Consider the following 25,034-nt stretch of genomic DNA (forward strand, 5'->3'; position numbering starts at 1 on the left):
GAGCAGTGAACGTATAGTTGTCTCGTCGGTAGAAATCAACACCAAGCAGAAGTTGATGCTGGATCAAACGAGCCTTTTCACTAACAACTTGCCCTTTCAAAAATTCTTTGAGTAGGTTGCTTGAAACGATCGTAGTAAAATAGAGAGCCGCATCTGCACGGCATCATCGAACTTACGGGGTTCTAGTCCTGTGAGCGATGTAATTTTATCGAGACGATAACTGAGTGTGTTGCGATGAATCGAAAGTTTTTTGGCGGTGGAAGATGGGCAACAATTTTCTGTAAAAAAGGTATTGAGGGTCGTCAACAATTCCGGCTCTCGATCGAGAGGACTCAGCAAATATTTAGCTAAATCAATTTTGGTGGACTCATCAGCAATGCCCACAAAAGCTGCAATCCCTAACTCTGCTAAGCAATGTACCTGATTTTGCCCTTGCAGGCGATTGCCTAATGATAGGGCTGCTTGGGCGTCCTTGTACGATTGAGCCAATCCTTGCAGTCCAGGATGGTAGCGACCAATTCCAATATTAACAGAAGTGCCCAAATCACTACACAAACGCTGAAGCAAGGCGTGAGCCGCTCGTTTCAAGGCTGTTAAGTTTGCCCAAGACGGGTTTGCCCCCTCGGGTACGTCTTTTGAACGTGCCCAAGGATCTAAGTTTTTGCTGTTACTGGCCTTGAGTACACAGATATTTCCGCTACCCAAATCCGCACAGATTGTGTCGTTTGGCAGGTGAAAAAAACTGACGATGCTACCAATAACGACTTGTGCTCGTCGCTTACGGGCTAGCTCTAAATCTCGGTAGGTAGAATAAGCGGTGTTCCGTAGAATGTAATCAGCAGCATCAATCAATATAACAGCTCTAGGCTGGGTTAAATCCATTCCCAACTGCCGAGCCTGCCCCAATGTCTCCAATTCATCGTTCACCCGTCCGTGAACTAAATCATAGATTAACTGATTCTTGAGATCATGACGTCCAATAGTTTCGTTCTTTGTCACTGTTTGATTAATGACTAGTTCCACTAAGGCATGAGCAAGGCGGGGAGGCACGGTTTCTTGGTTCTGCGACTGACCGACAATGACTTCTCCTGTTTCGGTCTCATGCTGAAGCGGAATTCGAAGCAGTTGACCAAGAGGTGACAGCGAGCGTTCGCTTTGCAATAATTGTCCGATGTGATGAGGTTCACTGCTGGTAATGACAATACCCTTGCGATCGGTGACGAAGACAGGCGCGCACAAAAGTTCCGCAAGCCGCTCCGTAACAGCACTAGCAACATGGACAAACCCAATCGGCATGTCTAGCATAAAGTTCAATTCTTTGTTGTTAAGCAGCAACAGTTCGTAGGTGGTGAAAATTCAATGAGCTACTCTCATTACACCAATTAGTACGGACACAGTGTAATTGAGGGATGGTATCAAAAGACTACTAGTTTCTTTGTCTAGCTAGAGGGATAACGTTTGATACAAATGTTCGTTAGCAATAACACGCGATCGCTTAATGTATAGTCATTACAGTTGATATACATCACTAGTATATTTGTTGACCCAGTATATTTGTTGACCCGTGCTTGTCTTCCTTTCTATTCATCACTAAAAACGCTCGCCGTTTTGAAGCATCCTCCAATAGACAGAAGATCCGCTTCTCTCAACTCAATTGAAAGAACCTGGAAGTATACAGCGTCGAAGTTAAAATTAAGTCAGTTCGCGTATTTCGTTAGATCGATCGGCTCTAGCTTCATTGTTACACCTTGAGATAGTTAATTTTGCTACTTTATGTAATGCAAAATAGAAGAGGTTAACTACTGCACATTTAATCTGTTTCTGCTTAGTGGGGTCATGTATAATATCGCGATTGTTGATGATAACGAAGCTTGGTGCTTTACTCTGGAGTTCTTCTTGCGCCAGCATGGATTTTTGGTTTCTAGTTTTAATACACCTGATATCTTTCTTAAGCAAGCTCATCGGTTTGATCTAGCTCTTATCGATTTCTCCATTCCTGTCCGGCGCTTTCAGCAAGAGGTGGATGGGCCCAGTTTAATTGCTCGAATCAAGCGGCAATTGCCACAGCCTCCTCTACTAGTTCTCATTTCTGCTTATTTCACGAAAGAGGTATTGACATATCCTCAGGATATCTGCCCTGAAGCAGATGCCTATCTCAGTAAAAGTTGTGAATTAGATGAAATCCTTCAATGCGTCCAGCACCTATTGAGTTCCAACCGATCAGGCGAACTACAATTTTCCTCGACGTCTCAGAACAAACAGTCCTATCGTAGGCAACGAGCTTGGCAATATTAGCCTTTATTGAGTTGCGAAAAATTATCCGTGGTTAAACAGGTGGTCAAACAGACTGATTCTACTCTTCCTGACTGGGACACACGCGCAAGATTGTTGCGATTAGCTCATCAAAATCAACCGGTTTAGGAACATAGGCTTGGAATCCAACAGCTAGACTCTCTGATAACGATACTTCTGGTGCCAAAGCACTTACCGCGATCGCTGGAATTTGTCCACTGTGCCCCATGAGCGATCGAACTCGTTGCAGCAATGAATATCCATCTTCGTCCGGCATGGCGATGTCACAAAGTAGTAAGTCGGGTTGATAATCAGCAAGCAGATGAAAGGCGGACTCGGCTGATGCAACTGTTTTGACCTCTGCACCCTGCATCTCTAGAATGAAGGCAAGCAAGGTTTGGCTATCTTCTTCATCATCTACAACCAAGACTCGTAAACCCTTAAGCACAAGTACATTCACTGCTGCAACCATGCCTTTTGCCACGTACCGTTTGCTGAAACGTGTCTCCTTTGAAATAGATCATATGAAATAGATCATACCGAAAGCATAAAAAAAAGACTAAACGAAGAATCTAGTCAATTTCAACCTATTTCGTACAAAAGTTACGAAAGGATTAGCAATGTAACATGGACAACAAAGCAAAACTGCGATGCCTTAGATAACGATGGAATAATGAGCACTAACGCATAGATGAGTTCTTGCTTCAGTCGAGGTTACGACAGTTTACAGACAGGATTAAAACTCACTGGAAGTAGATTTTAATAGATTTCATCAGTAAGACGATACATCGGGCTGATCGTCTGTATTATTTTGAAGCAAATCACGGGTTAGGTCAGCGATCGTTCCAAGTTTGGGTGTCGGTTGATTCAAATGAACTCTGTTTTCCAATTCTGCCTGATCTGGTTCTGCTTGATCTGATTCTGCTCGATCGATCGCTTCAGAAATTGGTTGCGGATTGACCGCATCTAGCTCTGATTTGTCCGCTTGATTGACCGAAATTGGTGAAGTCTCGTCTGCGTCCATAGAAGGAATGCCTTCAAAGAGGCTATCTAGTCCATCTAAGGTGAATGCATTGATGAATAGATCACTGGCATCGATAGGGCGTAAATGATTGTCTCTTGACATGCTCTCTGAATAATCGAGTAAACCTTTTTGTGAAAATTTGGAATCCTCAATGTGCAAAATTCTGCTACTTTGGTCGATCGGTTCTGTGTCAATTGCAGCAAACAAATCTTCAATTGTTGATTCGAGTAAAGCATCAGCTACAGATTGCTCCAGATTGGTTGCAAATCTATGTTCTTCAAATCTGTTCTCTGCGATCGGAATTAGATCGGTGAGCAGGGCAATTGTTTCGATGCTTGTCCCAGCATCTGCGTTACTTGGCTCATTGCTCATTTCAGTACAAATTGGTTTGCTTGATAGTTCGCGCCACTCGTCATTTTCTAGGTCGGTTAGCGCTTGTTCAATCCTTGTTTGACGGATGTTCGGTTCTGGATCTATCTCTTCTCTTTCATCTTCAGTTTCTTCTTCATCTTCAGTTTCTTGTTCAACCGACTGCGATAAACTCGGCATTTCTGGTAGAAGTTTTCTAGATCGTAAGAGCCAACTTTCCCCTGGTTGAGCTACATCTGAGGCGGTAGACTCTGGCGTAATTGACCAAGAAGAAAGGTTGAGTTCGTTGAATACAGTCGTATTCGTATTCGCGTCAGATGGTACAACAATATCGGCTTCCAAATTCTTGTCTGCTTTTAAAAAAGAACTGAAGTCTGAAGCAGCCTGACTCAGCAACTCCAATGCCCTATCCGATGCATGATCAGTCGTGTAATTAGTTGCTAAGTGACTGCTTAAGCAGGATTCGCTAGTCTCCTCATCCTTTGTATCTCTATTTGTACTAGCATTTTCATGTTCGTCACCCGTTTGAGTAAGTATTGGTTCCACCTCATCTATTAGGGACGGTAAGAATCCAGTTTGCTCTTGGTTCATCAAACTAGTTTCTTGCATCTCAAACGCTTCGATCGACGAAATAGCAGATAAATCAATCTGGCTTAAGGTTCGATCTAAGGCGTCGATTTCCAAGTCTGTTGTGTCCGTACTAGTTGTATCCGTATTATCTGTGTAAGTTGTCTGATTCGGTAAACGATCGAAGGATAGCTCAGGTGGTTGCATTGACTCACCTGCAAATGGAATTGGTTCACCTACGACAGTTGTCCGGAAGGCAGATGTGTCCAAGGATTGCAATCCCTCTAGCAGTTGATGAAGCTGGGTGTTGGGGGCAGCAGCGCTGCCTGCATTTAAGGATTCGGGTGGCGCTATATTATCGGGTGTAGGAAGTGACGGGCGATCGTGACTCCATTCAGTTTCAGTAGGAGCTTGCAAAAATGCAGAAGCTTCCCGACCCAATAACTGCGCAAGTCGGGTTACAAAGGCACCGAAGACGGCTTCTCCTTGCTGCCCCATATCATGCATTCGGCTCAGCCCTTCTTCTAGGGAGTTACCATAGCTATGCACATGGGTTTGCAGCGACTCGAACACTAGCCGTAAAGTGGTATCTAGACGACTCATCAATTGGTCAGACTGAGCTTGAATGCGCTGTAATTGTTCCAACCGCTCGACTGGACTCAACATTGCCGAGGAACCCTGTAATTGCAAGGGATTAGGCGCTTGTGAACTTAACGTTGCTACTACTTGCGCCACTTGCTCGGTCAAGTTTGCTTGCATCTGAGCCATTGCCGCTTGCAGAAACTCCTGCAAATGCTGTGAGTGCTGGGATGACCAGCCATACTGCTGACGTTGCTGTTCTAGTTGTTGAATTTCTTGGGTCAACACCTCGCGTTGCAGTCGTAGTGCTTCTACATCCGATCGCAGAGGTTGCAGAAGATTAGCACGCAGATAGCTCATTTCTTGCAAGACAGCTTGCAAAATCTGTTGGGCTTGCACTTCTGCGGGATTATCCACCGGGTGATGAGTTTGGTTCGTGCTTTCAGTATCAGTTCGATTAGCTGTGTCGTCATCCACCCTATCAGCGACAGTATTGTTGGGAGACACTTCAACGGGTGAAGCCGCAATAGCAGACAATTCGTTGAATTCGTCTTTGCTTTCCAAGGAATATTCATCGAATGCCTCTATCGTTGCGTTGATATCAGCGTTATCTTGGTTCAAGTCCTGGCTAATCAACCCAGTCTCATCCATGGAGTTGGTTTCTGCTGCTTGCTGGAGCGATCGAAGATAGCTGCGAGTTTGCTCAAGCACTTGTCGCTGCTGAATGGCATCGCTGGATGTCACCCACGGTAAGCGAGGATTGGTTTTGTCCAGCACTTCGTCGATTTGCTGAATCAAGGCTTGAAGTTGTGTATTTTCGGAAGTCACGGCAGCTAATCCTAAACCATCTAGACCAATTAGACTAAAATTAGATATTAGACTATAGGCAATAGCCCCATTCAGGGAAACCGACACTTGCTGGGGCGATCGCTGCCTAATACTAGCGCTATCTTGCCAAATCAGAACACTATTCAGACTGAGTTGTTCGCAATCCGGTAACTGGGCTAACCTTAGCTCGATATAATAACTTGCTGCCCTGGCGATACCCAACGTAGCGCACCCGAACTGGATCGCCGGGCTGGGCTGTTCCGTCCATTAGCTGATGGTGTTGTGGATCAAAGGCAAGCTCTGCCCCAACCGCCGCGATCGGTTCAATGCCCCACGCCTTCAGCAGCTGCTCGATCGGGCGCATCAAGGGTAGAAGACGCACCGCCGGCGCTTGAGGATTCTGCTGGGCTGCATAAGCAGCAGTTGGAAACTGCAACAACCAGGATTCTAAAATTTGCAAGCTAGTATGTTGAAATTCCTGATAGAGCAGATCTCGCTGTTGAGCAAGCTGCATTTGTAGCCGTTGACATTCTTGCCTGAGATGATTGAGATCGGTCTCAAGTACATCTGGGACGGATGGACAAAGATTTGCAGTCGGGGTTACTGAGATCGAACCTTCGGAAAATTTCTCTAGAAATGTATCCAGTGGAATCTGTAACGCCTGACTGAGCCGAACCAGCACCCCCATTCGCATCTGGTCAGCTTTGCCACGCCGTAGTTGTTCAATCTGCCAGTCAGAGACTTGAGCTACCCGCCCCAATTGTTTAAAGCTTGAAAGCCCAACCTGTTGCATCAGCGATCGAAGTTGTAGCGTGTACGAGGAGGAAGGCATAAAGGGAATGCACTGGGATTGGTAAGGTAGGGTGGAACTGGTCCACCCCAGATTTACGAAGAAAGATTTACGAAGAAATAGAATCGGTTGTGATCGAACTGATCGCTTAGGACAAGGAACGGGGATTTTATCGCTCTAAGATATCTACTTGTTGTGCCCGCCAAATTGCAGCTAATAATCCCAGTCGTCTTCCTCGTGGCGGAACCGATCGAGGTCGATGCTGGCAAAATTGCTGACCCCTGCAAAGGGATACCCATTTGCCGCTAAGGTTTCATCGGGTTGGGGGCGTAGTGGCTGATTCGATTGGGGCTGAGGCTGGGATCGAGTGCGCTTGGCATATCGTCGGGAATGATGACGCTTCGATCGGCGTTTACAAGACTTTGATTCAGGGGGCGGTTCCCGCTTCACCTCATCTCTAATTTCATAACGAATCATTTCCTCGACGCTCATCAGGTCAGGATCATTTTTTAGTAATTGCTTTAGCCCATGCTTCCAATACTTTGCCTGCTCTGGCGTGGGATAAACTCCAATCAAACCGACTAGCTCAATTTTTGTCTTTTCCTTCAGTTCAGCCGCAATGCGGTTGCCCAATAGACAAATTGCCCGGCTAATTTCATCTTCATCCGGTGGAACGCGAGGAGGTAGCTGAATGGCTTGAGGAAAGTCGCTCATATCCAATGCCAATGAATGTATCCAATAGTAAATAGGCGAACAAGATAATTGGTTATTTTGGATAGTTTAAAGGGGCAGAGTCGTTAATGCAACTTAAAGCTAGACGACGTTGCGCAATGATCTCGTTTAAGATCTCTAATACTCTTCTTCAAAGATGGGGCCGGAGTTTATGCAGGGTTTAACACTCTCCTCAGCAGTCGATCTGCCGACGGAGCAATTTAGAGAACTTAAAACAAAGCTGCGCGATCGTTGGCACGAGCTAGACGATTTGAATCAGGCAGATTGCGATATTTTGGTGATCCCTTCCCTTAGCTTGGATCAGCAGGAATTACAAAAGGTAAAGGGAGCACATCACTACGAGGAGCGTTTGCTATTTTCGTTGATTCGTTTACGCAATCCTCGCGCTCGCCTAATTTATGTCACCTCTCAGCCTATCCATCCTAGCGTCATCGATTATTACCTGCAACTGATGCCGGGAATTCCTTTCTCTCATGCCCGCGATCGACTGCTGCTATTCTGCACCTATGATTCGTCTCCGCAGCCCCTGACGCAAAAAATCCTTAATCGTCCTCGGTTAATTGAGCGCTTGCGGCGATCGATCCGCACGAATCAAGCCTACATGACCTGTTTTAACTCGACATATTTAGAGCGAGATCTAGCCTTGCAGCTAGGAATTCCGTTGCTGGCGCTTGATCCAGATTTGCTGTATTGGGGCACAAAGAGCGGCAGTCGCCAAGTGTTTGCCGAGGCAGATGTTCCGCATCCAGACGGCAGCAAATTAGTGCACACCCCCGACGACTTGGCCCAGGTTGCGGCTGAGCTTTGGGAACGACAACCCGACCTGAAGCGGATTGTGGTGAAGCTAAATGAAGGATTTTCGGGAGGCGGCAATGCCATTTTGGATCTGCGATCGCTGCAAAATGTCGCTCCGGGCACGGCGGCGACTTGCGATCGAATGACTGCCCTGAGCGATCGATTTGAGTACCTGGGGTTTCAATGCGATGGTGAAACCTGGACGCACTTCAGCCGCCGCATTCCAGAATTAGGGGCAATTGTGGAGGCGTTTGTGGAAGGTGAAGAAAAACGATCGCCCAGCGTGCAAGGCTATATTCATCCAGACGGCAAAGTGGAGATCCTGTCCACCCATGATCAAATTTTGGGTGGACCTGATGGCCAAGTGTTTTTGGGCTGCACCTTTCCTGCTGATGAGGCCTACCGCTTGCAGCTTCAGGAATATGGCTTGCAAGTAGGAGAAAACCTGGCCGCGAAAGGGGCCTTGGAGCGCTTCAGCCTCGATTTTATTGCGGTTCGTAAGCCCAATACTCGTAATCAGTGGGATTTACAGGCGATCGAAATTAATTTGCGCAAAGGTGGTACAACGCATCCGTTTATGACCCTGAAACTATTGACGCATGGGCACTATGACTATGCCACCGGGTTGTTTTACAACAAGCAAGGCACGCCGAAGTACTACATTGCTACTGATAATTTGCAGCAAGATCACTACAAAGGTCTGCTTCCCAGCGACTTAATGGACATCATTGCCCAGCATGATCTGCATTTCAACAGCACAACTGAGACAGGGAATGTGTTTCACCTGATTAGCTGCTTGTCGGAGTATGGCAAAATCGGCCTGACAAGCATTGGGAACTCTCCTCAAGAGGCCCGAGAGTTGTACGATCATGTGATCGCTGTTTTGGATAAAGAGTCCAGATCGGCCGTCGATTTTGGTTCTTACCTAACTTTCCCCAAGATTTCCCGTCAAATTGCCTGGTGAAAGGATGGATGAATAGGTGGATGGGTAGATGAAGCGATCGGTTCTTTCTTTCGTTGGCGTTGCTGAACTCAGGCATGATTTGCCAATCTTGCTTCCGACGCTGTTTTTCCTCCTCGTTCCTCCCTCATCCTTCCTTTCGCGCCGCCGTAAGCTGCTGGTGTAATTGATCGGCTTGGGTCAACAGTTCCGCTTGCATCAGGGCTTCTTGCTGTCCAGAGGCTAGCCATTTTAGCTGCACGGTTTGGCTTTCAGCTTCGGCATCTCCCAGAATCAAACAGGCGATCGCCCCACTTCGATCGGCTCGTTTGAACTGCTTGCCAAAAGCACTGCCGCTGAGATCGAGTTCTACTGAAAATCCTTGTTGCCGCAATAGTTGAGCCAGTTTTAACGCCTGCGCTTCAGCCCGATCGCCCTTCGAGACTAGATAGAAATCTAGCGGAGCAGCACTGGGGGAGGATAACTGTTGCAACAGCAAAATTAAGCGCTCTAACCCACTGGCCCAACCGACAGCAGGCGTATCAGGGCCACCCAATTCTGTCACCAACCCGTCATAGCGTCCACCTGCACAGACGGTTGCCTGCGATCCCAAATCATCTGACTGTATCTCAAATACGGTGTGAGTATAGTAATCTAACCCCCGCACTAGTTTCGGATTCACATTGTAGGGGATGCCTAATTCGGTTAATAATTGCTGTACTCGTTCAAACCGCTGCTGTGACTCTGGATTGAGATGATCCAAAATACTGGGTGCGTCTTGCAAGATGGTTTGAGTTTTGGCATCTTTGCTATCCAAAATGCGCAGAGGATTGCGCATCAACCGATCTTGAGAATCTGCATCGAGATCTTGCTTGTAGGGCGTCAGGTAGTTGACCAAGGCCTCGCGGTACTGTTGCCGATCGCCCCGATCGCCAATAGAGTTGAACTCTAGCCGTAGATCTTTGAGTCCCAGAGTTTTCAGCAAGTCGGTAGCAATAGCAATCACTTCCGCATCAGCCCGTGGATCAGCACTGCCCAATACCTCTACACCCACCTGATGAAACTGTCGTTGGCGTCCGGCCTGCGGTCGTTCATAGCGAAACATTGGACCTAGATACCATAGTCGTTGAACCCCACCTTGAGCATATAGGTGATGCTCAATATAGGCCCGAACGGCTCCGGCTGTATTTTCTGGGCGCAACGTCAACGATCGATCGCCGCGATCGACGAACGTGTACATTTCCTTACTAACAATATCCGTGGCTTCGCCCACGCCGCGCTCAAACAAATCGGTTTGTTCAAAAATAGGTGTGCGAATTTCTCGGTAGGCCGCCCGACCAAATATCTCTCTGGCAACTGCCTCGACTCGCTGCCAATAACCAACCTCTTCGGGCAAGATATCGCGGGTTCCTCGGATTGCTTGAATGCTGCTCATGGATAGTGATGTTGCGATGTTCCAGCACCGCTCGGTTGTTTCAGTGCGCTGCGTTTACGGTTTTAGTGACTATAGCTGAATGTAGGTTTATACCAATTTAACCCGTGAACGTGGCAACTGCTCGTTGCACACACTGATTCCGTCAGCCTTCCACACTCTAAACTCTAAAATCGCAAGTTTAAAAGAGGATTACTGAACCGTTTCCCAGGCTCCATATCGATCGCCATAATAGGCCAAAATTTGCTCTATGCGCTGTTGTGATGAACCATCTACTTCCTCCCGATACCGAATCCACAATCCGCCGACTTGGCTTTGTTGATAATCAAAGGTTTGCGATCGCTGAGGTAACAACCCCGCATCTACCCCCGTGACTTGTCGTAGGTGGGCCGCAACTTCGCGATACACTGCCAATGGCAAATGAGGACAAAACAGACGATATTCAGGTTGGGACTGCGGAGGTAGGTTGGCAGAGTCAGTCATGGCAAAGAGCGATCGAACTTAACTATTCACTAAACATCAAAAGTCATCGGTGAGCCAAGAAATACCCGTCAGGTGGGTTGCTGAGGATTCCCGCTGGCTTGATTGGGATGAACGGGCAGCGTACAGCAGTTGACTTCGTCGATACATACTTTGCCCCATTGCAATGCCCATCGTACCAAGGCTACACGATTTCCGGTTGCGGTCTTCGTCAAGATATTACTGATATGGTTGTCTACCGTGCGCTTACTAATTTCCAGCTTTTCTGCAATTTCCTGGTTGGTCAAGCCAGCAGCCACCAGTTCAACAATTTGAAGTTCCCTTTCAGAAAGAGAACCTGCGGTCTGAGACTCGCCACCGTTCATAACATGAAGTCCATTGATGTGTATATGTACTTACTCTACTTTTAATTCTAAGGGGTTGCTAGCGCTGCAACGCAGTTTCTCATGATTTCATTGGCATCATCGGGTCAAACGTGCCTTGCCTAGCGCATGACGAAAATAGCTAGAACGACCTAGAGCAATGAATGCTATGAATTCTCCGCATGGTTGGCCGTTGTTTCTGCGGCTATCACGGGTTAGTAAGCTGGGGTAGCAATCCAGGAAACCACCACGCCCAAAATAGATCCGATAATGACCTGAAACGGGGTATGCCCCAACAATTCCTTTAATCGCTCTTCGTTGAAGTTGGGATGATCGCTGAACAGTTCATCCACAAGTTGGTTGAGAATTCGCGCTTGTTTACCGGCTGCTTGCCGAACCCCGGCTGCATCGTACATGACAATAATGGCGAAGACGAAGGCGATCGCAAATTCAGCACTAGACCACCCCGACGTTTGCCCCACTCCGGCAGCTAAAGAGGTTACAAGGGCTGAGTGGGCGCTTGGCATTCCCCCAGTTGTTACCAAGGTGCGGAACGTGACTTTGCCATTGCGAAATAATTCAATCAATAGCTTAAAGACCTGCGCTAACAAGCACGCCAGCAAGGAAATTGCCAAGACGTGGTTGTCTAGAATGGTGTAGAAATTTTGCATAGTTTGTGTCGGGAACATTGAGAGGAAAAACTGACAACTTAACCGCTAGTGATTGCGAGCCGTGATAAAGTCTGCGATCGCCTTGAGCGGTTGAGCGGCAGTGCCATAGGTCTCTAATTCTGCTTTGGCCTCAGCAATAAGATGCTCAGCCTGGCGTTTGGACTCATCAATTCCCCAAAAACTAGGATAGGTTGCTTTTTGAGCTTGCAGATCCTTCCCAGCGGTTTTGCCCAACTGCTCTTGTGTTGCAGTGATGTCCAACACATCATCGACAATTTGGAAGGCCAGTCCAATGTTTTGGGCATAGCGGGTTAATCGTTGCAGATCAAGGTCTGCGGCTCCAGCCAGTAAAGCACCAGACACAACCGCCGCCTCTAGTAGGGCCCCAGTTTTGTGACGATGGATAAAATTCAGTGTTTCCAATGTCACATCCGGATTGCCTTCTGATTCTAGATCTACTACCTGTCCCCCGACTAATCCTGCGGCTCCAACTGCCCGCCCTAAACGAGCAATAACTCGGAGCACCCGATCGGCTGGAACATTGTGGGTTTGATCAGCAATGATTTCAAAGGCATAGGTCAACAGCCCATCGCCGGCCAAAATGGCAATATCTTCACCATAAACTTTGTGATTGGTGAGCTTGCCTCGACGGTAGTCGTCGTTATCCATCGCGGGCAAGTCGTCGTGAATCAGCGACATGGTGTGAATCATTTCGAGAGCACAGGCTGTGGGCATCGCCATGTCAACGGTTCCACCCATTAATTCACAGGTTGCTAAACACAAGATAGGACGCAACCGCTTTCCACCTGCCATCAGCGAGTAGCGCATGGACTCGTAGATCGTCTCTGGATAAACAATCGTAATCGATCGATCGAGTGCCGCTTCCACCTGAGCTTGCTGGGTTGCAAGATAGTGCTTCAGATTAAAGACTGACGGATCATTATCTGGGGCCAGGGTTCCTTGATTCGCTGAACTTGTCATGTCTCCTCACCAGTTTGCTACGGAGCTAAATTCAACCGCTGACAATAGCTCCATACTGTATTGTGCAACAGCATGGTGACGGTCATCGGCCCAATTCCCCCTGGAACGGGAGTAATCCATGATGCTACAGGGTAAACTGCCTCAAAATCTACATCGCCTACTAATTGAGATTTGCCAGTTGTCTGGGTGATGCGGTTGATTCCCACATCAACAACGATGGCTCCGGGTTTAACCATGTCAGGGGTAACGAGTTTGGGCTGACCGATGGCTGTCACCAGGATATCAGCAGTGCGGGCAACAGCAGCCAGATCGGCGGTACGGGAATGGGCGATCGTCACCGTAGCATTAGCCTCTAGCAACATCAGTGCCAACGGTTTGCCCACTAAAATGCTGCGTCCAATCACTACCGCGTGTTGTCCCTTTGGATCGAGTTGATAGTCTGCTAATAGCCGCATCACCCCGGCGGGTGTACAGCTTCGCAGTCCCGGTTCACCCCGCACTAGTCGTCCCAAGTTCGTAGGATGCAAGCCATCGGCGTCTTTATCCGGAGCAATTTGATTGAGCAGCGCTACCGCATCTAGGTGATCGGGCAGCGGCAACTGCACCAGAATGCCATCCACACGATCGTCCTGATTCAAAGATTGGATGACTTGCTTCAACTCTGCTTGGGAGGTGTCTGTGGGAAAGTGCTTGCCATAGGACGCGATCCCGACGCGACTACAGGCGGTTTCCTTACCTCGAACATAAGCCGCACTAGCAGGATTATCACCAACCATTAAAACTGCTAATCCTGGTGGCCGACCCGCCCGCATTGCAAGGGTCTTCACCTGTTCGGACAACTCTAATTGCAGTCGTGTTGCTAGTGCCTTACCATCCAACAAATCAGCCATGAGCGGGTTAAAAATTAGTTACGGTAAACAATAGTCCGGACGCTTTTGTGCCAAACCGCCCTCATCCCCTAACCCCTGCTCCCCCAAAGCGCGAAGGCGCACCGGATTGAAGTCCTTTTCCCACGTTGGGAGAGGGGTTGAGGGTGAGGGTCGAAATTTGCGGCGTGGCAAGAGTTTTCAACATTTCCACAAAACTGTCCGAAGGATTGAGTAAAAATCAGAATTCGCTGATCAAGCCTTGATTAGGCATGACTGTGCCTCAGCATTGACTCACCGTTGCTGGAACAACTATTAAATATCAACATTGAGCGTGTAATTCACCTTGTAAAAGAAGAACGTAGAAGAAGAACCAGAATCAAGCAGCATGATTGGGATGTTCAGGGTATGAATCGAAAACAACAATGAAGTTATCTCTATTGATTTCAAGAACAACTGACTCATCCTCTAGTCTCTCAGAATCCTTGTGACTTAACTCAAAAAACAAGTTGCAAGAGACATGGAGAAGGATATACAATCACCCCCTACTTGACTGCTTTTCTAGCACAAAGTTGGCGATAAAACATGGCAGTGACTGTTTCACAGCCCCTACGGTGGCTAAGTGTGTTCTCAATGTCAATCGGACTGACTAGTTGTGGCGTCAGCACCGTTCGCAGTGTGCATGAACATCCACAACGCCATTGGTTCAATACTATGGTTTCTTTAGAGGGAACGGTGGTCGATCGTGTCCCACTGCTGAATGCTCAAGTATATCAATTGCAAGACGGCACGGGAGCGATTTGGATTTTGACAACTGATCCCAGCCTGCAACCGGGTGAACAAGTTACGGTCAAAGGCAAAGTTCGCTTTGAAAGCATTCCGATCGCTGGGCAAGAACTAGGGGAAGCCTATATTGAAGAACACCAACGACGGAGGGTGAAAGACGATGAGGCTGAATGAGTCGATGCAATCTATAACAACATCCTGTCCGCAAGTGGCCATTGCAATTCTCTATCAAAACCATCAGTTCTTGCTGCAATTACGCGACGATGTTCCTTACATTCGCTATCCAGGGCAGTGGGCCTTCTTTGGCGGACATCTAGAACCTGGTGAATATCCGCATGTTGCCATGCATCGAGAGTTATTGGAAGAAATTGAGTATGAACCGCCTCATATCACTTACTTTCGTTCTTATGCGGTAGAAGCAACGAACATTATTCGCCATGTATTCTATGCACCTCTGGTTGTTAACCCGTCATGTCTAGTGCTCCATGAAGGGATCGATCGAGGATTGGCGACGATCGAAGACATTCGTCAAGGCTGGCTTTTTTCTGAAGAACTTGGTCAACCCCGTCCACTGGCTGCCCCCCATCGCCAAATCCTGCTGGATTTTTTACAAAGTGGAATTCATTACTTACAGAACGACCCAACGTCCCAACCTTTCTAAAGGAGATCGACTGCGGCATTTAAGCAGGAGCCAGAAAATCAAGGCAGATAACTGTTAGCAAAGTGTTTACATTGGAGAGAGGGCAATTAACAATACGTTCTGAGATGGTGAAGGCAAAATTCTCTCATCAACCAAAACCGTACCGTGTACGGGAAAGTGCCAGAGCAAAACACGTCAGCATTCGGGTATCTCACTTGGGCGAGGTTGAAGTCGTAGTTCCTAGGGGCTTTGACCAACGCAAGCTTCCTGAAATCTTAGAAAAACGCAAAGACTGGATCGCCAAAACAACCCAGCGCATTGCAGCCGAGCGGCAGTTGATGACGCCTGGAGTTGTAGAGCCGTTTGACCAAACGCTACCAGAGCAGCTAGAACTCCGATCCATTCCTGAATCCTGGTCAGTGCAATATTGTCAAGGCAGTGGACGATCGTTTGTCGCTAACGTCACAGGTAAACGTAAATTGACCGTTCATGCACCGCTAGAACACCCCCAGTCTTGTTATCGCGTCTTGAGGTATTGGTTAATGCGCAAAGCTGAAAGCAGCTTAGTTCCATGGCTAGAGCAAATTAGTCAAGAAGTCGCGCTGCCTTTTAACCAGGCTACCGTCCGAGGGCAAAAAACTATTTGGGCTAGCTGTTCTGGTAAGAAAAATATCAGCCTTAATTACAAACTGCTGTTCTTGCCGCCTGATCTTGTGCGCTATGTGTTGATTCATGAGTTGTGTCATACAGTCCATCTCAACCATTCCACTAATTTTTGGGACTTGGTGGCGGATAAAGAGCCTGACTATAAACTGCTTGACAATGAGTTGAATAAAGCTTGGTGCTATATCCCCACCTGGGTCGAGCAAGTAGGCGATTAGCTGGGTAATAGCTAGGCATTCCCACTCAAGCCAGTTGATAAACCGCCACATCGTTACTTGAGTGGGAAGTGATCTTCAATACGATTATGAACAGCGTTTAAGTTAGAATACCTGTTGTGGTGTGAATAGGTAATAATGACTAGTCGGAATCAAATGTTAACTACCGTGCCTGAATCCTCTGGGTTTTCAACCAACTTAATAAGCGAATCTACCAACCAAAATGCTGTGACTAGCGTTGATTTAAACGTTAAAGAGTCTAATCAGCCTGGAGAGCGTTCTCCCTCCAATCAGTCTAAAAAGCTTCCCTATCAAGCAAACCACCAGGTTGAGCTACTCCATCTCCAAGCTGAGCTTGATGCTCTCTTTCAACAGCTACAATCTCTTAAACAGCAGCGACAGTCTTCAGCTGCTTCCGAATGTGAAGCGATCGAGACTCCTGTCTTAGTTTGAGAACAAAGAGTCTGAGAATAGAGAGTCTGGGAAGAGCAAGTTTAAGCAATCGGTTTTGGTAAGAGTTTTTTGAGAATAAGCTTGTCTCTGCTTGAGAGCCTGCCCCTAAACTTGGAGGTAGGCTCTTAATTGCTTTTGGGACTGTGCTTTTGGGACTGACGCAGTTCAGCACATTTTGCCCCTCCTAGCTTGCTACGTTTGGGGAAAGCTGAATTGAACTTCCCAACCTGGGAAGAGTGAAGGGACAAGTGTATCAGCCCTGACGCTAAGACTCTGCCTGTTCTAATTCACTATCTCTATCCTTCGTTTTCAATTAGTGGCTGATCACTAGTCGTACAGTGATGGGTCGCGTTATAACTATTTATATTTAAAGTAATGATTAAAATAATGGTTGAAAAGTATCGATTTAAGTAGTACAGCGCAAAAACCTGTCTTTTGCATTCTTCAGTTGGAATACTGAGAATTCATTCCCTCATGGGTGACGATCGGCAAGGCATTAAACATCAAATCCTGCATTTGCTCAAGAGGCAAGGTGCACAAACAGCAACGGCACTCGCTGATCAATTGCAGGTGTCACCTATGGCAATTCGTCAGCATCTACAATCACTGAAGGCAGAACAGTGGGTAACGTATCAGGAAGAGCGACGACCCTTAGGACGACCTGTCAAGTTGTGGCAACTGACTCCGCAGTCGGGGCAGTGGTTTCCTGATAGTCACACTGAACTACTGGTGGATATCTTGTGCAGTATTAAAGCGATGTTTGGTGCTGATGGCATCGATCGGTTAATGCTCGATCGCAGTCAACGGCAAACACAAACCTATCGATCGAAGGTGAATGAATGGTCTGATCCTAATTTGGGGGCTGTTTCGGATTTACTGGATTGGCAACGGCGTGTGAATGCTCTTGCCCACCTGCGCACCCAAGAGGGGTATATGGCTGAAGTGGTTGAGCAACCCGAAGGTGCGTTATTACTAATCGAAAATCACTGTCCTATTTGTGCAGCAGCTCAAATTTGTCAAAACTTGTGCAGTACTGAACTGGAAGTGTTCCGAGCAGTTTTGGGTGCAACAGTAACGGTAGAACGAGTTGAGCACATTTTGCAGGGCGATCGCCGCTGTACGTATCGAATCCAGGGGTAAAGCCAGACCAGAAACCATCTATAAAACAGAAGACCCAGAGCAGCATTGTCGATAGATTACTATCAGATTACTATCCATTACTTCTCGATAGTCACCAATAGTGCCCTTGGTCATGCTGCGCTGCAAATCAGCTTCTGCATAGTTGGGGTAAGCTGTAGCGCTCGATCGAAATCTTGAATGGCTCCCTTTAAACCATCATTATAGATATGCGAATCATGCCACGCCGCCGATAAGCAGCGATAAACTCTGGCTGACTTTTAAGTTGCTTGACTGAAACTGACGATCGTGTGGTTTAAATCACCATGCAATGTGCGACTACCTTGTTCTTCTAAGTCACTTCTATGGACTCACCTCTCTTAGTACGTTTCAAAAGTGGAAAGCCTAACTCTTCTCGCTGCGCTAAGTAAAGTTGAGCAACCTGGCGTGCCAAGCCTCGAATCTTCAAAATATATCGAGTTCGCTCTGTTACAGAAATCACCCCTCTAGCATCCAGCAAATTGAACGTGTGAGAACACTTCAACACCTGATCATATGCAGGCAGTACTAAACCCTTCTGCATCAAGCGTTCCGCCTCTTGTTCATAAAGAGTGAACAGTGTAAACAGTTTCTCTGGATCGGATACCTCAAAATTGTAGATGGAACCTTCGATCTCGCCTTGCAAATGCACATCGCCGTAAGTGATGTCATCATTCCATTGAAGATCAAAGAATGAGTCCACCCCTTGAATGTACATGGTCAATCGCTCTAATCCATAAGTGATTTCAACTGAAACAGGCCGACAATCGATTCCTCCACACTGCTGAAAGTAGGTGAATTGAGTCACTTCCATGCCGTCGAGCCAAACCTCCCAGCCTACTCCCCAAGCTCCAACAGCCGCATCTTCCCAGTTGTCTTCCACAAATCGGATATCGTGATCTTCTGGTCGAATGCCCAACCCTCTCAAAGAGTCCAAATACAGTTCAAGAATATTATCTGGTGAGGGTTTAATGAGAACTTGGTACTGATAGTAGTGCTGCACCCGATTTGGATTTTCCCCATATCGCCCATCGGCTGGACGACGACACGGTTCTACATACGCAACCGACCAAGGTTCCGGTCCCAAGGCTCTTAAAAATGTATGCGGACTTTTTGTTCCTGCACCTTTCTCAGTGTCATAGGGTTGAACAATTAGGCAGCCGCAATCTGCCCAAAACTGATGAAGGGTTGTAATAATCGATTGAAAATTCACAAGCTGTCCTCAACAAGCAATACAACTCTATGACGAGTCGATTAAAATTGTCGCTTAAGATTGGGCTGACAGACGAATGACTAATTACCTAAAGACTTCAATAGATAATTAGAAGAGCAAAACACTGGACTTAAGAAGCTTTAGAACCTGTCCTCAAAATATTTTTTGGAAACCGTTGACAAATCTGAGCAGAGTTAGCTATCTTGGTAAAGCGGTCGAGAGGGGCGAAGCGAAGCGAGAGCGGAGCGAATGCCTTCAAGGCGCGCCGAACCTAGATAAATAAATAGTTTGAAAGCCAGAATAGCATCAAGAGCCTGTAAAAGTAAATGACTCTTCGGAGGGAGTTTCGAAGAGGGATTGAAAAGGAGCTACTGTTGAAGGGACTGGGTGAATAGCCAGTTCAGATAATTCAGCGGTAGTGGATGAAGAAGCCAACAAACTCAAGACAACATGGAGAGTTTGATCCTGGCTCAGGATGAACGCTGGCGGTCTGCTTAACACATGCAAGTCGAACGGGATTCTTCGGAATCTAGTGGCGGACGGGTGAGTAACGCGTGAGAATCTGCCCTTAGGAGGGGGATAACGGTTGGAAACGACCGCTAATACCGCATATGCCGAGAGGTGAAAGGATTTATTGCCTGAGGATGAGCTCGCGTCGGATTAGCTAGTTGGTGGGGTAAGAGCCTACCAAGGCGACGATCCGTAGCTGGTCTGAGAGGATGACCAGCCACACTGGGACTGAGACACGGCCCAGACTCCTACGGGAGGCAGCAGTGGGGAATTTTCCGCAATGGGCGCAAGCCTGACGGAGCAAGACCGCGTGAGGGAAGACGGTCTGTGGATTGTAAACCTCTTTTGATAGGGAAGAAGGACTGACGGTACCTATCGAATCAGCCTCGGCTAACTCCGTGCCAGCAGCCGCGGTAATACGGAGGAGGCAAGCGTTATCCGGAATTATTGGGCGTAAAGCGTCCGTAGGTGGTTGGTCAAGTCAGCTGTTAAAGCGCGGAGCTTAACTCCGTAAGGGCAGTTGAAACTGGTCAGCTAGAGTGCGATAGGGGCAAGGGGAATTCCCAGTGTAGCGGTGAAATGCGTAGATATTGGGAAGAACACCGGTGGCGAAAGCGCCTTGCTGGGTCTGCACTGACACTGAGGGACGAAAGCTAGGGGAGCGAAAGGGATTAGATACCCCTGTAGTCCTAGCTGTAAACGATGGGTACTAGGCGTTGTCCGTATCGACCCGGACAGTGCCGTAGCTAACGCGTTAAGTACCCCGCCTGGGGAGTACGCTCGCAAGAGTGAAACTCAAAGGAATTGACGGGGGCCCGCACAAGCGGTGGAGTATGTGGTTTAATTCGATGCAACGCGAAGAACCTTACCAGGGTTTGACATGTCCGGAACCCTTGTGAAAGCGAGGGGTGCCTTCGGGAGCCGGAGCACAGGTGGTGCATGGCTGTCGTCAGCTCGTGTCGTGAGATGTTGGGTTAAGTCCCGCAACGAGCGCAACCCTCGTTCTTAGTTGCCAGCATTCAGTTGGGCACTCTGAGGAGACTGCCGGTGACAAACCGGAGGAAGGTGGGGATGACGTCAAGTCAGCATGCCCCTTACGCCCTGGGCTACACACGTACTACAATGCTTCGGACAAAGGGTTGCCAACTGGCGACAGTGAGCTAATCCCGTAAACCGAGGCTCAGTTCAGATTGCAGGCTGCAACTCGCCTGCATGAAGGCGGAATCGCTAGTAATCGCCGGTCAGCATACGGCGGTGAATACGTTCCCGGGCCTTGTACACACCGCCCGTCACACCATGGGAGTTGGCCACGCCCGAAGTCGTTACTCCAACCGATTCTGTCGGAGGAGGACGCCGAAGGCAGGGCTGATGACTGGGGTGAAGTCGTAACAAGGTAGCCGTACCGGAAGGTGTGGCTGGATCACCTCCTTTATAGGGAGACCTCCCGACTCTACGCCTGAAAGCGACGTGCGATTAAGGTAAGAGTTGGTCATCCCAAGGTCGGTCAGGCAGTGGTGCAGAGGCTTTCAAACTAGCTGGTTCGGTTCATGGGCTATTAGCTCAGGTGGTTAGAGCGCACCCCTGATAAGGGTGAGGTCCCTGGTTCGAGTCCAGGATGGCCCACCTTGGCAAGAGGGAAGAGGGAAGAAGGGAAACAGAAGAGAGCCTGATTTTCTTTGGTTTTGAATCTTCCGGATTCAATCTTCGACATGGGGGTTTAGCTCAGTTGGTAGAGCGCCTGCTTTGCAAGCAGGATGTCAGCGGTTCGAGTCCGCTAACCTCCACTGGGATTACCGCCCAAGGTGAGTAGTTATTGAGTAGTTATTAGGAGACATTCAGCACCTGGTCTTGAGGCTTGAGGGAAGCGCGCAAGAGAGACTGCTGGATGCTATCCAGCCAGGACCTAGAAAACTGCATAGCAAGAAATAGTCAGGTAGCAACAACAGATACCAATGTTGACATGGTCAAGCTAGAAAGGGCTGATGGTGGATACCTAGGCACACAGAGGCGAAGAAGGACGTGGTTACCGACGATATGCGCCGGGGAGTTGGAAGCAAGCAGTGATCCGGCGGTTTCCGAATGGGGCAACCCTAGTAAACGGTCATCTGAATACATAGGATGACACGAGCGAACCGGGCGAATTGAAACATCTTAGTAGCCCGAGGAAGAGAAAGCAAACGCGATTCCCTTAGTAGCGGCGAGCGAAGCGGGAACAGCCTAAACCGATGGTTTTAACTGTCGGGGTTGTGGGACAGCAACAAGAGCGCGAGCGGTTAGACGAAGCACTTGAAAGGTGCACCAGAGGAGGTAAAAGTCCTGTAGTCGAAAACTTAACGCATCTAGCTGCATCCCGAGTAGCCCGGAGCACGTGGAATTCCGGGTGAATCTGCGAGGACCACCTCGTAAGGCTAAATACTCCTGTGTGACCGATAGTGAACCAGTACCGCGAGGGAACGGTGAAAAGAACCCCGGGAGGGGAGTGAAATAGAACATGAAACCATCAGCTTACAAGCAATCGAAGCCCGATTAAACGGGTGACGGTGTGCCTGTTGAAGAATGAGCCGGCGACTTATAGGCAGTGGCAGATTAAGACGAATATGTCGAAGTCAAAGCGAAAGCGAGTCTGAAGAGGGCGAGCGTCACTGTTTATAGACCCGAACCCGGGTGATCTAACCATGGGCAGGATGAAGCTTGGGTAAAGCCAAGTGGAGGTCCGAACCGACCGATGTTGAAAAATCGGCGGATGACCTGTGGTTAGGGGTGAAATGCCAATCGAACCCGGAGCTAGCTGGTTCTCCCCGAAATGTGTTGAGGCGCAGCGGTTGTGACTATAGCTGGGGGGTAAAGCACTGATTCGGTGCGGGCTGCGAGAGCGGTACCAAATCGAGTCAAACTCTGAATACCCAGTGGACACACAACCAGTGAGACGGTGGGGGATAAGCTTCATCGTCAAGAGGGAAACAGCCCAGACCACCAGCTAAGGTCCCCAAATCGTCATTCAGTGGCAAAGGAGGTGGGAGTGCCCAGACAACCAGGAGGTTTGCCTAGAAGCAGCCACCCTTAAAAGAGTGCGTAATAGCTCACTGGTCAAGCGCTCCTGCGCCGAAAATGAATGGGACTAAATGACGTACCGAAGCTGTGGGATTAGCGTAAGTTAATCGGTAGGGGAGCGTTCTGTAGTAGTGCGAAGCATCAGCGGAAGCAGGTGTGGACGAAGCAGAAGTGAGAATGTCGGCTTGAGTAGCGAAAACATTGGTGAGAATCCAATGCCCCGAAATCCTAAGGGTTCCTCCGGAAGGCTCGTCCGCGGAGGGTTAGTCGGGACCTAAGGCGAGGGCGAAAGCCGTAGTCGATGGACAATCGGTCAACATTCCGATACCGATTTGACGTTGTGCCGAGGGACGGAGAAGGCTAGCACAGCCAGAAGATGGTTACTGGTGCAAGCGTGCGAGGCGATGAGGAGCGGCGAAAACGCTCCGAGCTGAGGCGTGAGACCGAGGGGATACGTCCCCGAAGTGTGTGATGTCAGGCTTCCAAGAAAAGCTCGAACCACGTTAACGTCAAATTGCCCGTACCCGAAACCGACACAGGTAGGATGGTTGAGAATACTCAGGGGCGCGAGATAACTCTCTCTAAGGAACTCGGCAAAATGGCCCCGTAACTTCGGGAGAAGGGGTGCCACCGCGAGGTGGTCGCAGTGAAGAGGCCCAGGCGACTGTTTACCAAAAACACAGGTCTCCGCGAAGTCGCAAGACGAAGTATGGGGGCTGACGCCTGCCCAGTGCCGGAAGGTTAAGGAAGTCGGTCAGGCGCAAGCTGAAGCTGGCGACTGAAGCCCCGGTGAACGGCGGCCGTAACTATAACGGTCCTAAGGTAGCGAAATTCCTTGTCGGGTAAGTTCCGACCCGCACGAAAGGCGTAACGATCTGGGCGCTGTCTCGGAGAGAGGCTCGGCGAAATAGGAGTGTCTGTGAAGATACGGACTACCTGCACCTGGACAGAAAGACCCTATGAAGCTTTACTGTAGCCTGGTATTGGGTTCGGGCTTTGCTTGCGCAGGATAGGTGGGAGGCGCAGAAGCATCTCTTGTGGGAGGTGTGGAGCCAACGGTGAGATACCACTCTGGCAGAGCTAGAATTCTAACCCTTACCCGTGATCCGGGAAGGGAACAGTATCAGGTGGGCAGTTTGACTGGGGCGGTCGCCTCCTAAATGGTAACGGAGGCGCGCAAAGGTTCCCTCCGGCTGGTTGGAAATCAGCCTGAGAGTGCAAAGGCATAAGGGAGCTTGACTGTGAGAGTGACAACTCGAACAGGGACGAAAGTCGGCCTTAGTGATCCGACGGCACTGAGTGGAAGGGCCGTCGCTCAACGGATAAAAGTTACTCTAGGGATAACAGGCTGATCTCCGCCAAGAGTTCACATCGACGCGGAGGTTTGGCACCTCGATGTCGGCTCATCGCAACCTGGGGCGGTAGTACGTCCCAAGGGTTGGGCTGTTCGCCCATTAAAGCGGTACGTGAGCTGGGTTCAGAACGTCGTGAGACAGTTCGGTCCATATCCGGTGCAGGCGCAAGAGCATTGAGAGGAGTCCTCCTTAGTACGAGAGGACCGGGAGGAACGCACCGCTGGTGTACCTGTTATCGTGCCAACGGTAGACGCAGGGTAGCCAAGTGCGGAGTGGATAACCGCTGAAAGCATCTAAGTGGGAAGCCCACCTCAAGATGAGTGCTCTCATGGCACAAGCCAGTAAGGTCACGGGGAGAACACCCGTTGATAGGTTCTAGATGGAAGTGCAGTAATGTATGAAGTCGAGGAATACTAACAGACCGAGGGCTTGACCTTAACGTCGATAGGTTACTGTGGTCATGCTATCTGCCTTGCTATGCAGCCTTCTGGGTTGTGATTGAGCACAACGCCCATTCCTGGTGTCTATGGCGGTGTGGACCCACCCTCATCCATCCCGAACTGAGGAGTGAAACGCACCTGCGGCGAAGATAGTTGGACGGCTGCGTCCTGCCAAAATAGCTCGATGCCAGGTTCTTATTCACAGCCGAGGTCTGCTACACAGCAAACCTTGGCTGTTATCCATTGTTGGCTATGCTTGAATTTAGTAAATTCAGCAAAAACTTTTTGGCTGTTTTCTTTGTTTCTAATCACATACTTTTTGTTTTGGAGATCCTTGGCTTGAATTGGGAACTCTAGTATAGGAGAAGTTGAATTGGAGTTTTCATGTCAAGCGTAGGATTAAATAAGTGGATTGTCAGTGGGCATCTGGGCGCTGATGCTCAAGTTAAAACGATCGAGCTTCGTAATGGTGAACAAACGCAATTGGCAGAGGCGACCTTGTACGTTCGTAGAAGTCGAAATCGAAAAGAGTCGTTTACTGTTCGATTGAGTATTTGGGAGAAATCTATAGCTTGGCGCAAGCTTCCCTACTTAAAAAAGGGATCGCTGATTATTTGCACTGGAGGTATTGAGCCTAATCCATACATTTCAAACAACGGTCACATCCCAAAAGCTGGGTTAGATATGACCGTCCTTGACATCGATCTTGATATGGTTAAAGCTGAGACTGGGGAAGAAGAAGTGTTGAAAAGTAGCGGTGATAGTGCCAATTTAGAGACTTAAATTGATTAGAACGGGCACTACAACATAGTTTTCCTACGCTTTATTGATGGATTTTTTGAGGC

20 protein-coding genes, 2 tRNA genes and 3 rRNA genes are annotated in these 25,034 nt (G+C 48.5%); 13 read left to right on the forward strand and 12 right to left on the reverse strand.

The window, feature by feature from the left end:
* Nucleotides 1-96: 96 nt before the first annotated feature.
* Nucleotides 97-1,305, reverse strand: a complete 1,209-nt coding sequence (locus tag OXH18_RS07110; RefSeq protein ID WP_268611787.1) for a PucR family transcriptional regulator — start codon at nt 1,303-1,305, stop codon at nt 97-99.
* A gap of 531 nt (nt 1,306-1,836) precedes the next feature.
* On the opposite strand from OXH18_RS07110, the gene OXH18_RS07115 reads away from it, so the two are divergent.
* A complete protein-coding gene (locus tag OXH18_RS07115) occupies nt 1,837-2,295 on the forward strand; it encodes a response regulator (protein ID WP_268611788.1) in 459 nt (152 codons plus the stop codon).
* A gap of 58 nt (nt 2,296-2,353) precedes the next feature.
* On the opposite strand, the gene OXH18_RS07120 is transcribed toward OXH18_RS07115, so the two are convergent.
* The 4 genes from OXH18_RS07120 to OXH18_RS07135 form a co-directional block, all read right to left on the reverse strand.
* Complete coding sequence (locus OXH18_RS07120; protein WP_268611789.1) at nt 2,354-2,764, reverse strand: response regulator; 411 nt, start codon at nt 2,762-2,764, stop codon at nt 2,354-2,356.
* 300 nt (nt 2,765-3,064) lie between these two features.
* Complete coding sequence (locus tag OXH18_RS07125; RefSeq protein ID WP_268611790.1) at nt 3,065-5,659, reverse strand: hypothetical protein; 2,595 nt, start codon at nt 5,657-5,659, stop codon at nt 3,065-3,067.
* A gap of 139 nt (nt 5,660-5,798) precedes the next feature.
* The gene (locus tag OXH18_RS07130; protein ID WP_268611791.1) at nt 5,799-6,491 is read right to left on the reverse strand and encodes a nucleotide exchange factor GrpE; all 693 of its coding nucleotides are present in this window, start codon (nt 6,489-6,491) and stop codon (nt 5,799-5,801) included.
* Nucleotides 6,492-6,662: 171 nt separating this feature from the next.
* Complete coding sequence (locus OXH18_RS07135; RefSeq protein ID WP_268611792.1) at nt 6,663-7,163, reverse strand: hypothetical protein; 501 nt, start codon at nt 7,161-7,163, stop codon at nt 6,663-6,665.
* Nucleotides 7,164-7,317: 154 nt separating this feature from the next.
* Here OXH18_RS07135 and OXH18_RS07140 point away from each other — a divergent pair, with 154 nt between their 5' ends.
* Nucleotides 7,318-8,940, forward strand: a complete 1,623-nt coding sequence (locus OXH18_RS07140; RefSeq protein WP_268611793.1) for a peptide ligase PGM1-related protein — start codon at nt 7,318-7,320, stop codon at nt 8,938-8,940.
* Nucleotides 8,941-9,064: 124 nt separating this feature from the next.
* Here OXH18_RS07140 and hisS read toward each other — a convergent pair whose 3' ends face one another.
* The 6 genes from hisS to folD all read right to left on the reverse strand — a co-directional run bounded on the left by hisS (nt 9,065) and on the right by folD (nt 13,732).
* Nucleotides 9,065-10,351: a histidine--tRNA ligase gene (hisS, locus tag OXH18_RS07145; RefSeq protein ID WP_268611794.1), complete on the reverse strand. Its 1,287-nt coding sequence runs from the start codon at nt 10,349-10,351 to the stop codon at nt 9,065-9,067.
* A 189-nt stretch (nt 10,352-10,540) separates the two neighbouring features.
* Nucleotides 10,541-10,831 (reverse strand): hypothetical protein, encoded by a 291-nt coding sequence (locus OXH18_RS07150; protein WP_268611795.1) that lies wholly within the window; start codon nt 10,829-10,831, stop codon nt 10,541-10,543.
* Nucleotides 10,832-10,899: 68 nt separating this feature from the next.
* Complete coding sequence (gene pedR / locus OXH18_RS07155) at nt 10,900-11,193, reverse strand: photosynthetic electron transport-dependent transcriptional regulator PedR (RefSeq protein ID WP_268611796.1); 294 nt, start codon at nt 11,191-11,193, stop codon at nt 10,900-10,902.
* 212 nt (nt 11,194-11,405) lie between these two features.
* Entirely contained in the window at nt 11,406-11,861 is a 456-nt protein-coding gene (locus tag OXH18_RS07160) for a divergent PAP2 family protein (protein WP_268611797.1), read from the reverse strand.
* A gap of 45 nt (nt 11,862-11,906) precedes the next feature.
* Nucleotides 11,907-12,842, reverse strand: a complete 936-nt coding sequence (gene crtE / locus OXH18_RS07165) for a geranylgeranyl diphosphate synthase CrtE (protein ID WP_268611799.1) — start codon at nt 12,840-12,842, stop codon at nt 11,907-11,909.
* Nucleotides 12,843-12,859: 17 nt separating this feature from the next.
* Nucleotides 12,860-13,732, reverse strand: coding sequence for a bifunctional methylenetetrahydrofolate dehydrogenase/methenyltetrahydrofolate cyclohydrolase FolD (gene folD, locus OXH18_RS07170; protein ID WP_268611800.1), 873 nt, complete (start codon nt 13,730-13,732; stop codon nt 12,860-12,862).
* A 561-nt stretch (nt 13,733-14,293) separates the two neighbouring features.
* Between folD and OXH18_RS07175 the strand changes: the two genes are divergently transcribed.
* From OXH18_RS07175 to OXH18_RS07195, 5 genes are all read left to right on the forward strand, one after another.
* Nucleotides 14,294-14,668 carry a hypothetical protein gene (locus OXH18_RS07175; RefSeq protein ID WP_268611801.1) on the forward strand — a complete coding sequence of 125 codons (375 nt, stop codon included), beginning with the start codon at nt 14,294-14,296 and terminating at the stop codon, nt 14,666-14,668.
* A 4-nt stretch (nt 14,669-14,672) separates the two neighbouring features.
* Nucleotides 14,673-15,155 (forward strand): NUDIX hydrolase, encoded by a 483-nt coding sequence (locus OXH18_RS07180; RefSeq protein WP_268611802.1) that lies wholly within the window; start codon nt 14,673-14,675, stop codon nt 15,153-15,155.
* 104 nt (nt 15,156-15,259) lie between these two features.
* Nucleotides 15,260-16,015 carry a M48 family metallopeptidase gene (locus tag OXH18_RS07185; RefSeq protein ID WP_268611803.1) on the forward strand — a complete coding sequence of 252 codons (756 nt, stop codon included), beginning with the start codon at nt 15,260-15,262 and terminating at the stop codon, nt 16,013-16,015.
* 135 nt (nt 16,016-16,150) lie between these two features.
* Nucleotides 16,151-16,465 (forward strand): hypothetical protein, encoded by a 315-nt coding sequence (locus OXH18_RS07190; protein ID WP_268611804.1) that lies wholly within the window; start codon nt 16,151-16,153, stop codon nt 16,463-16,465.
* A gap of 474 nt (nt 16,466-16,939) precedes the next feature.
* Nucleotides 16,940-17,605 carry a helix-turn-helix transcriptional regulator gene (locus tag OXH18_RS07195; RefSeq protein WP_268611805.1) on the forward strand — a complete coding sequence of 222 codons (666 nt, stop codon included), beginning with the start codon at nt 16,940-16,942 and terminating at the stop codon, nt 17,603-17,605.
* A 328-nt stretch (nt 17,606-17,933) separates the two neighbouring features.
* On the opposite strand, the gene glyQ is transcribed toward OXH18_RS07195, so the two are convergent.
* Nucleotides 17,934-18,833, reverse strand: coding sequence for a glycine--tRNA ligase subunit alpha (gene glyQ, locus OXH18_RS07200; protein WP_268611806.1), 900 nt, complete (start codon nt 18,831-18,833; stop codon nt 17,934-17,936).
* Nucleotides 18,834-19,280: 447 nt separating this feature from the next.
* Between glyQ and OXH18_RS07205 the strand changes: the two genes are divergently transcribed.
* From OXH18_RS07205 to OXH18_RS07230, 6 genes are all read left to right on the forward strand, one after another.
* Nucleotides 19,281-20,774, forward strand: a 16S ribosomal RNA gene (locus OXH18_RS07205).
* Between the two features lie 118 nt (nt 20,775-20,892).
* Nucleotides 20,893-20,966 (forward strand) — tRNA-Ile (locus OXH18_RS07210).
* A gap of 88 nt (nt 20,967-21,054) precedes the next feature.
* Nucleotides 21,055-21,127, forward strand: a tRNA-Ala gene (locus OXH18_RS07215).
* Between the two features lie 178 nt (nt 21,128-21,305).
* Nucleotides 21,306-24,186: ribosomal RNA gene (locus OXH18_RS07220) — 23S ribosomal RNA — on the forward strand.
* Between the two features lie 79 nt (nt 24,187-24,265).
* A 5S ribosomal RNA gene (gene rrf, locus OXH18_RS07225) occupies nt 24,266-24,382 on the forward strand.
* The 16S, 23S and 5S rRNA genes sit together here with 2 tRNA genes alongside, the layout of an rRNA operon.
* A 191-nt stretch (nt 24,383-24,573) precedes the next feature.
* The gene (locus OXH18_RS07230) at nt 24,574-24,972 is read left to right on the forward strand and encodes a single-stranded DNA-binding protein (RefSeq protein WP_268611807.1); all 399 of its coding nucleotides are present in this window, start codon (nt 24,574-24,576) and stop codon (nt 24,970-24,972) included.
* Nucleotides 24,973-25,034: the final 62 nt, after the last annotated feature.

Source organism: Thermocoleostomius sinensis A174 (assembly GCF_026802175.1).
Classification (GTDB): domain Bacteria; phylum Cyanobacteriota; class Cyanobacteriia; order Elainellales; family Elainellaceae; genus Thermocoleostomius; species Thermocoleostomius sinensis.

What these genes read in the sequence shown, in the direction of transcription:
- OXH18_RS07150 (WP_268611795.1), bottom strand. Translation starts at nt 10,831, where the DNA reads ATGACTGACTCTGCCAACCTACCTCCGCAGTCCCAACCTGAATATCGT.
- folD (WP_268611800.1), bottom strand. Translation starts at nt 13,732, where the DNA reads ATGGCTGATTTGTTGGATGGTAAGGCACTAGCAACACGACTGCAATTA.
- OXH18_RS07120 (WP_268611789.1), bottom strand. Translation starts at nt 2,764, where the DNA reads ATGGTTGCAGCAGTGAATGTACTTGTGCTTAAGGGTTTACGAGTCTTG.
- hisS (WP_268611794.1), bottom strand. Translation starts at nt 10,351, where the DNA reads ATGAGCAGCATTCAAGCAATCCGAGGAACCCGCGATATCTTGCCCGAA.
- crtE (WP_268611799.1), bottom strand. Translation starts at nt 12,842, where the DNA reads ATGACAAGTTCAGCGAATCAAGGAACCCTGGCCCCAGATAATGATCCG.
- OXH18_RS07140 (WP_268611793.1), top strand. Translation starts at nt 7,318, where the DNA reads ATGGGGCCGGAGTTTATGCAGGGTTTAACACTCTCCTCAGCAGTCGAT.
- OXH18_RS07110 (WP_268611787.1), bottom strand. Translation starts at nt 1,305, where the DNA reads ATGCTAGACATGCCGATTGGGTTTGTCCATGTTGCTAGTGCTGTTACG.
- pedR (WP_268611796.1), bottom strand. Translation starts at nt 11,193, where the DNA reads ATGAACGGTGGCGAGTCTCAGACCGCAGGTTCTCTTTCTGAAAGGGAA.
- OXH18_RS07115 (WP_268611788.1), top strand. Translation starts at nt 1,837, where the DNA reads ATGTATAATATCGCGATTGTTGATGATAACGAAGCTTGGTGCTTTACT.
- OXH18_RS07230 (WP_268611807.1), top strand. Translation starts at nt 24,574, where the DNA reads ATGTCAAGCGTAGGATTAAATAAGTGGATTGTCAGTGGGCATCTGGGC.
- OXH18_RS07160 (WP_268611797.1), bottom strand. Translation starts at nt 11,861, where the DNA reads ATGCAAAATTTCTACACCATTCTAGACAACCACGTCTTGGCAATTTCC.
- OXH18_RS07195 (WP_268611805.1), top strand. Translation starts at nt 16,940, where the DNA reads ATGGGTGACGATCGGCAAGGCATTAAACATCAAATCCTGCATTTGCTC.
- OXH18_RS07130 (WP_268611791.1), bottom strand. Translation starts at nt 6,491, where the DNA reads ATGCCTTCCTCCTCGTACACGCTACAACTTCGATCGCTGATGCAACAG.
- OXH18_RS07175 (WP_268611801.1), top strand. Translation starts at nt 14,294, where the DNA reads ATGGCAGTGACTGTTTCACAGCCCCTACGGTGGCTAAGTGTGTTCTCA.
- OXH18_RS07185 (WP_268611803.1), top strand. Translation starts at nt 15,260, where the DNA reads ATGGTGAAGGCAAAATTCTCTCATCAACCAAAACCGTACCGTGTACGG.
- OXH18_RS07190 (WP_268611804.1), top strand. Translation starts at nt 16,151, where the DNA reads ATGACTAGTCGGAATCAAATGTTAACTACCGTGCCTGAATCCTCTGGG.
- OXH18_RS07135 (WP_268611792.1), bottom strand. Translation starts at nt 7,163, where the DNA reads ATGAGCGACTTTCCTCAAGCCATTCAGCTACCTCCTCGCGTTCCACCG.
- OXH18_RS07180 (WP_268611802.1), top strand. Translation starts at nt 14,673, where the DNA reads ATGCAATCTATAACAACATCCTGTCCGCAAGTGGCCATTGCAATTCTC.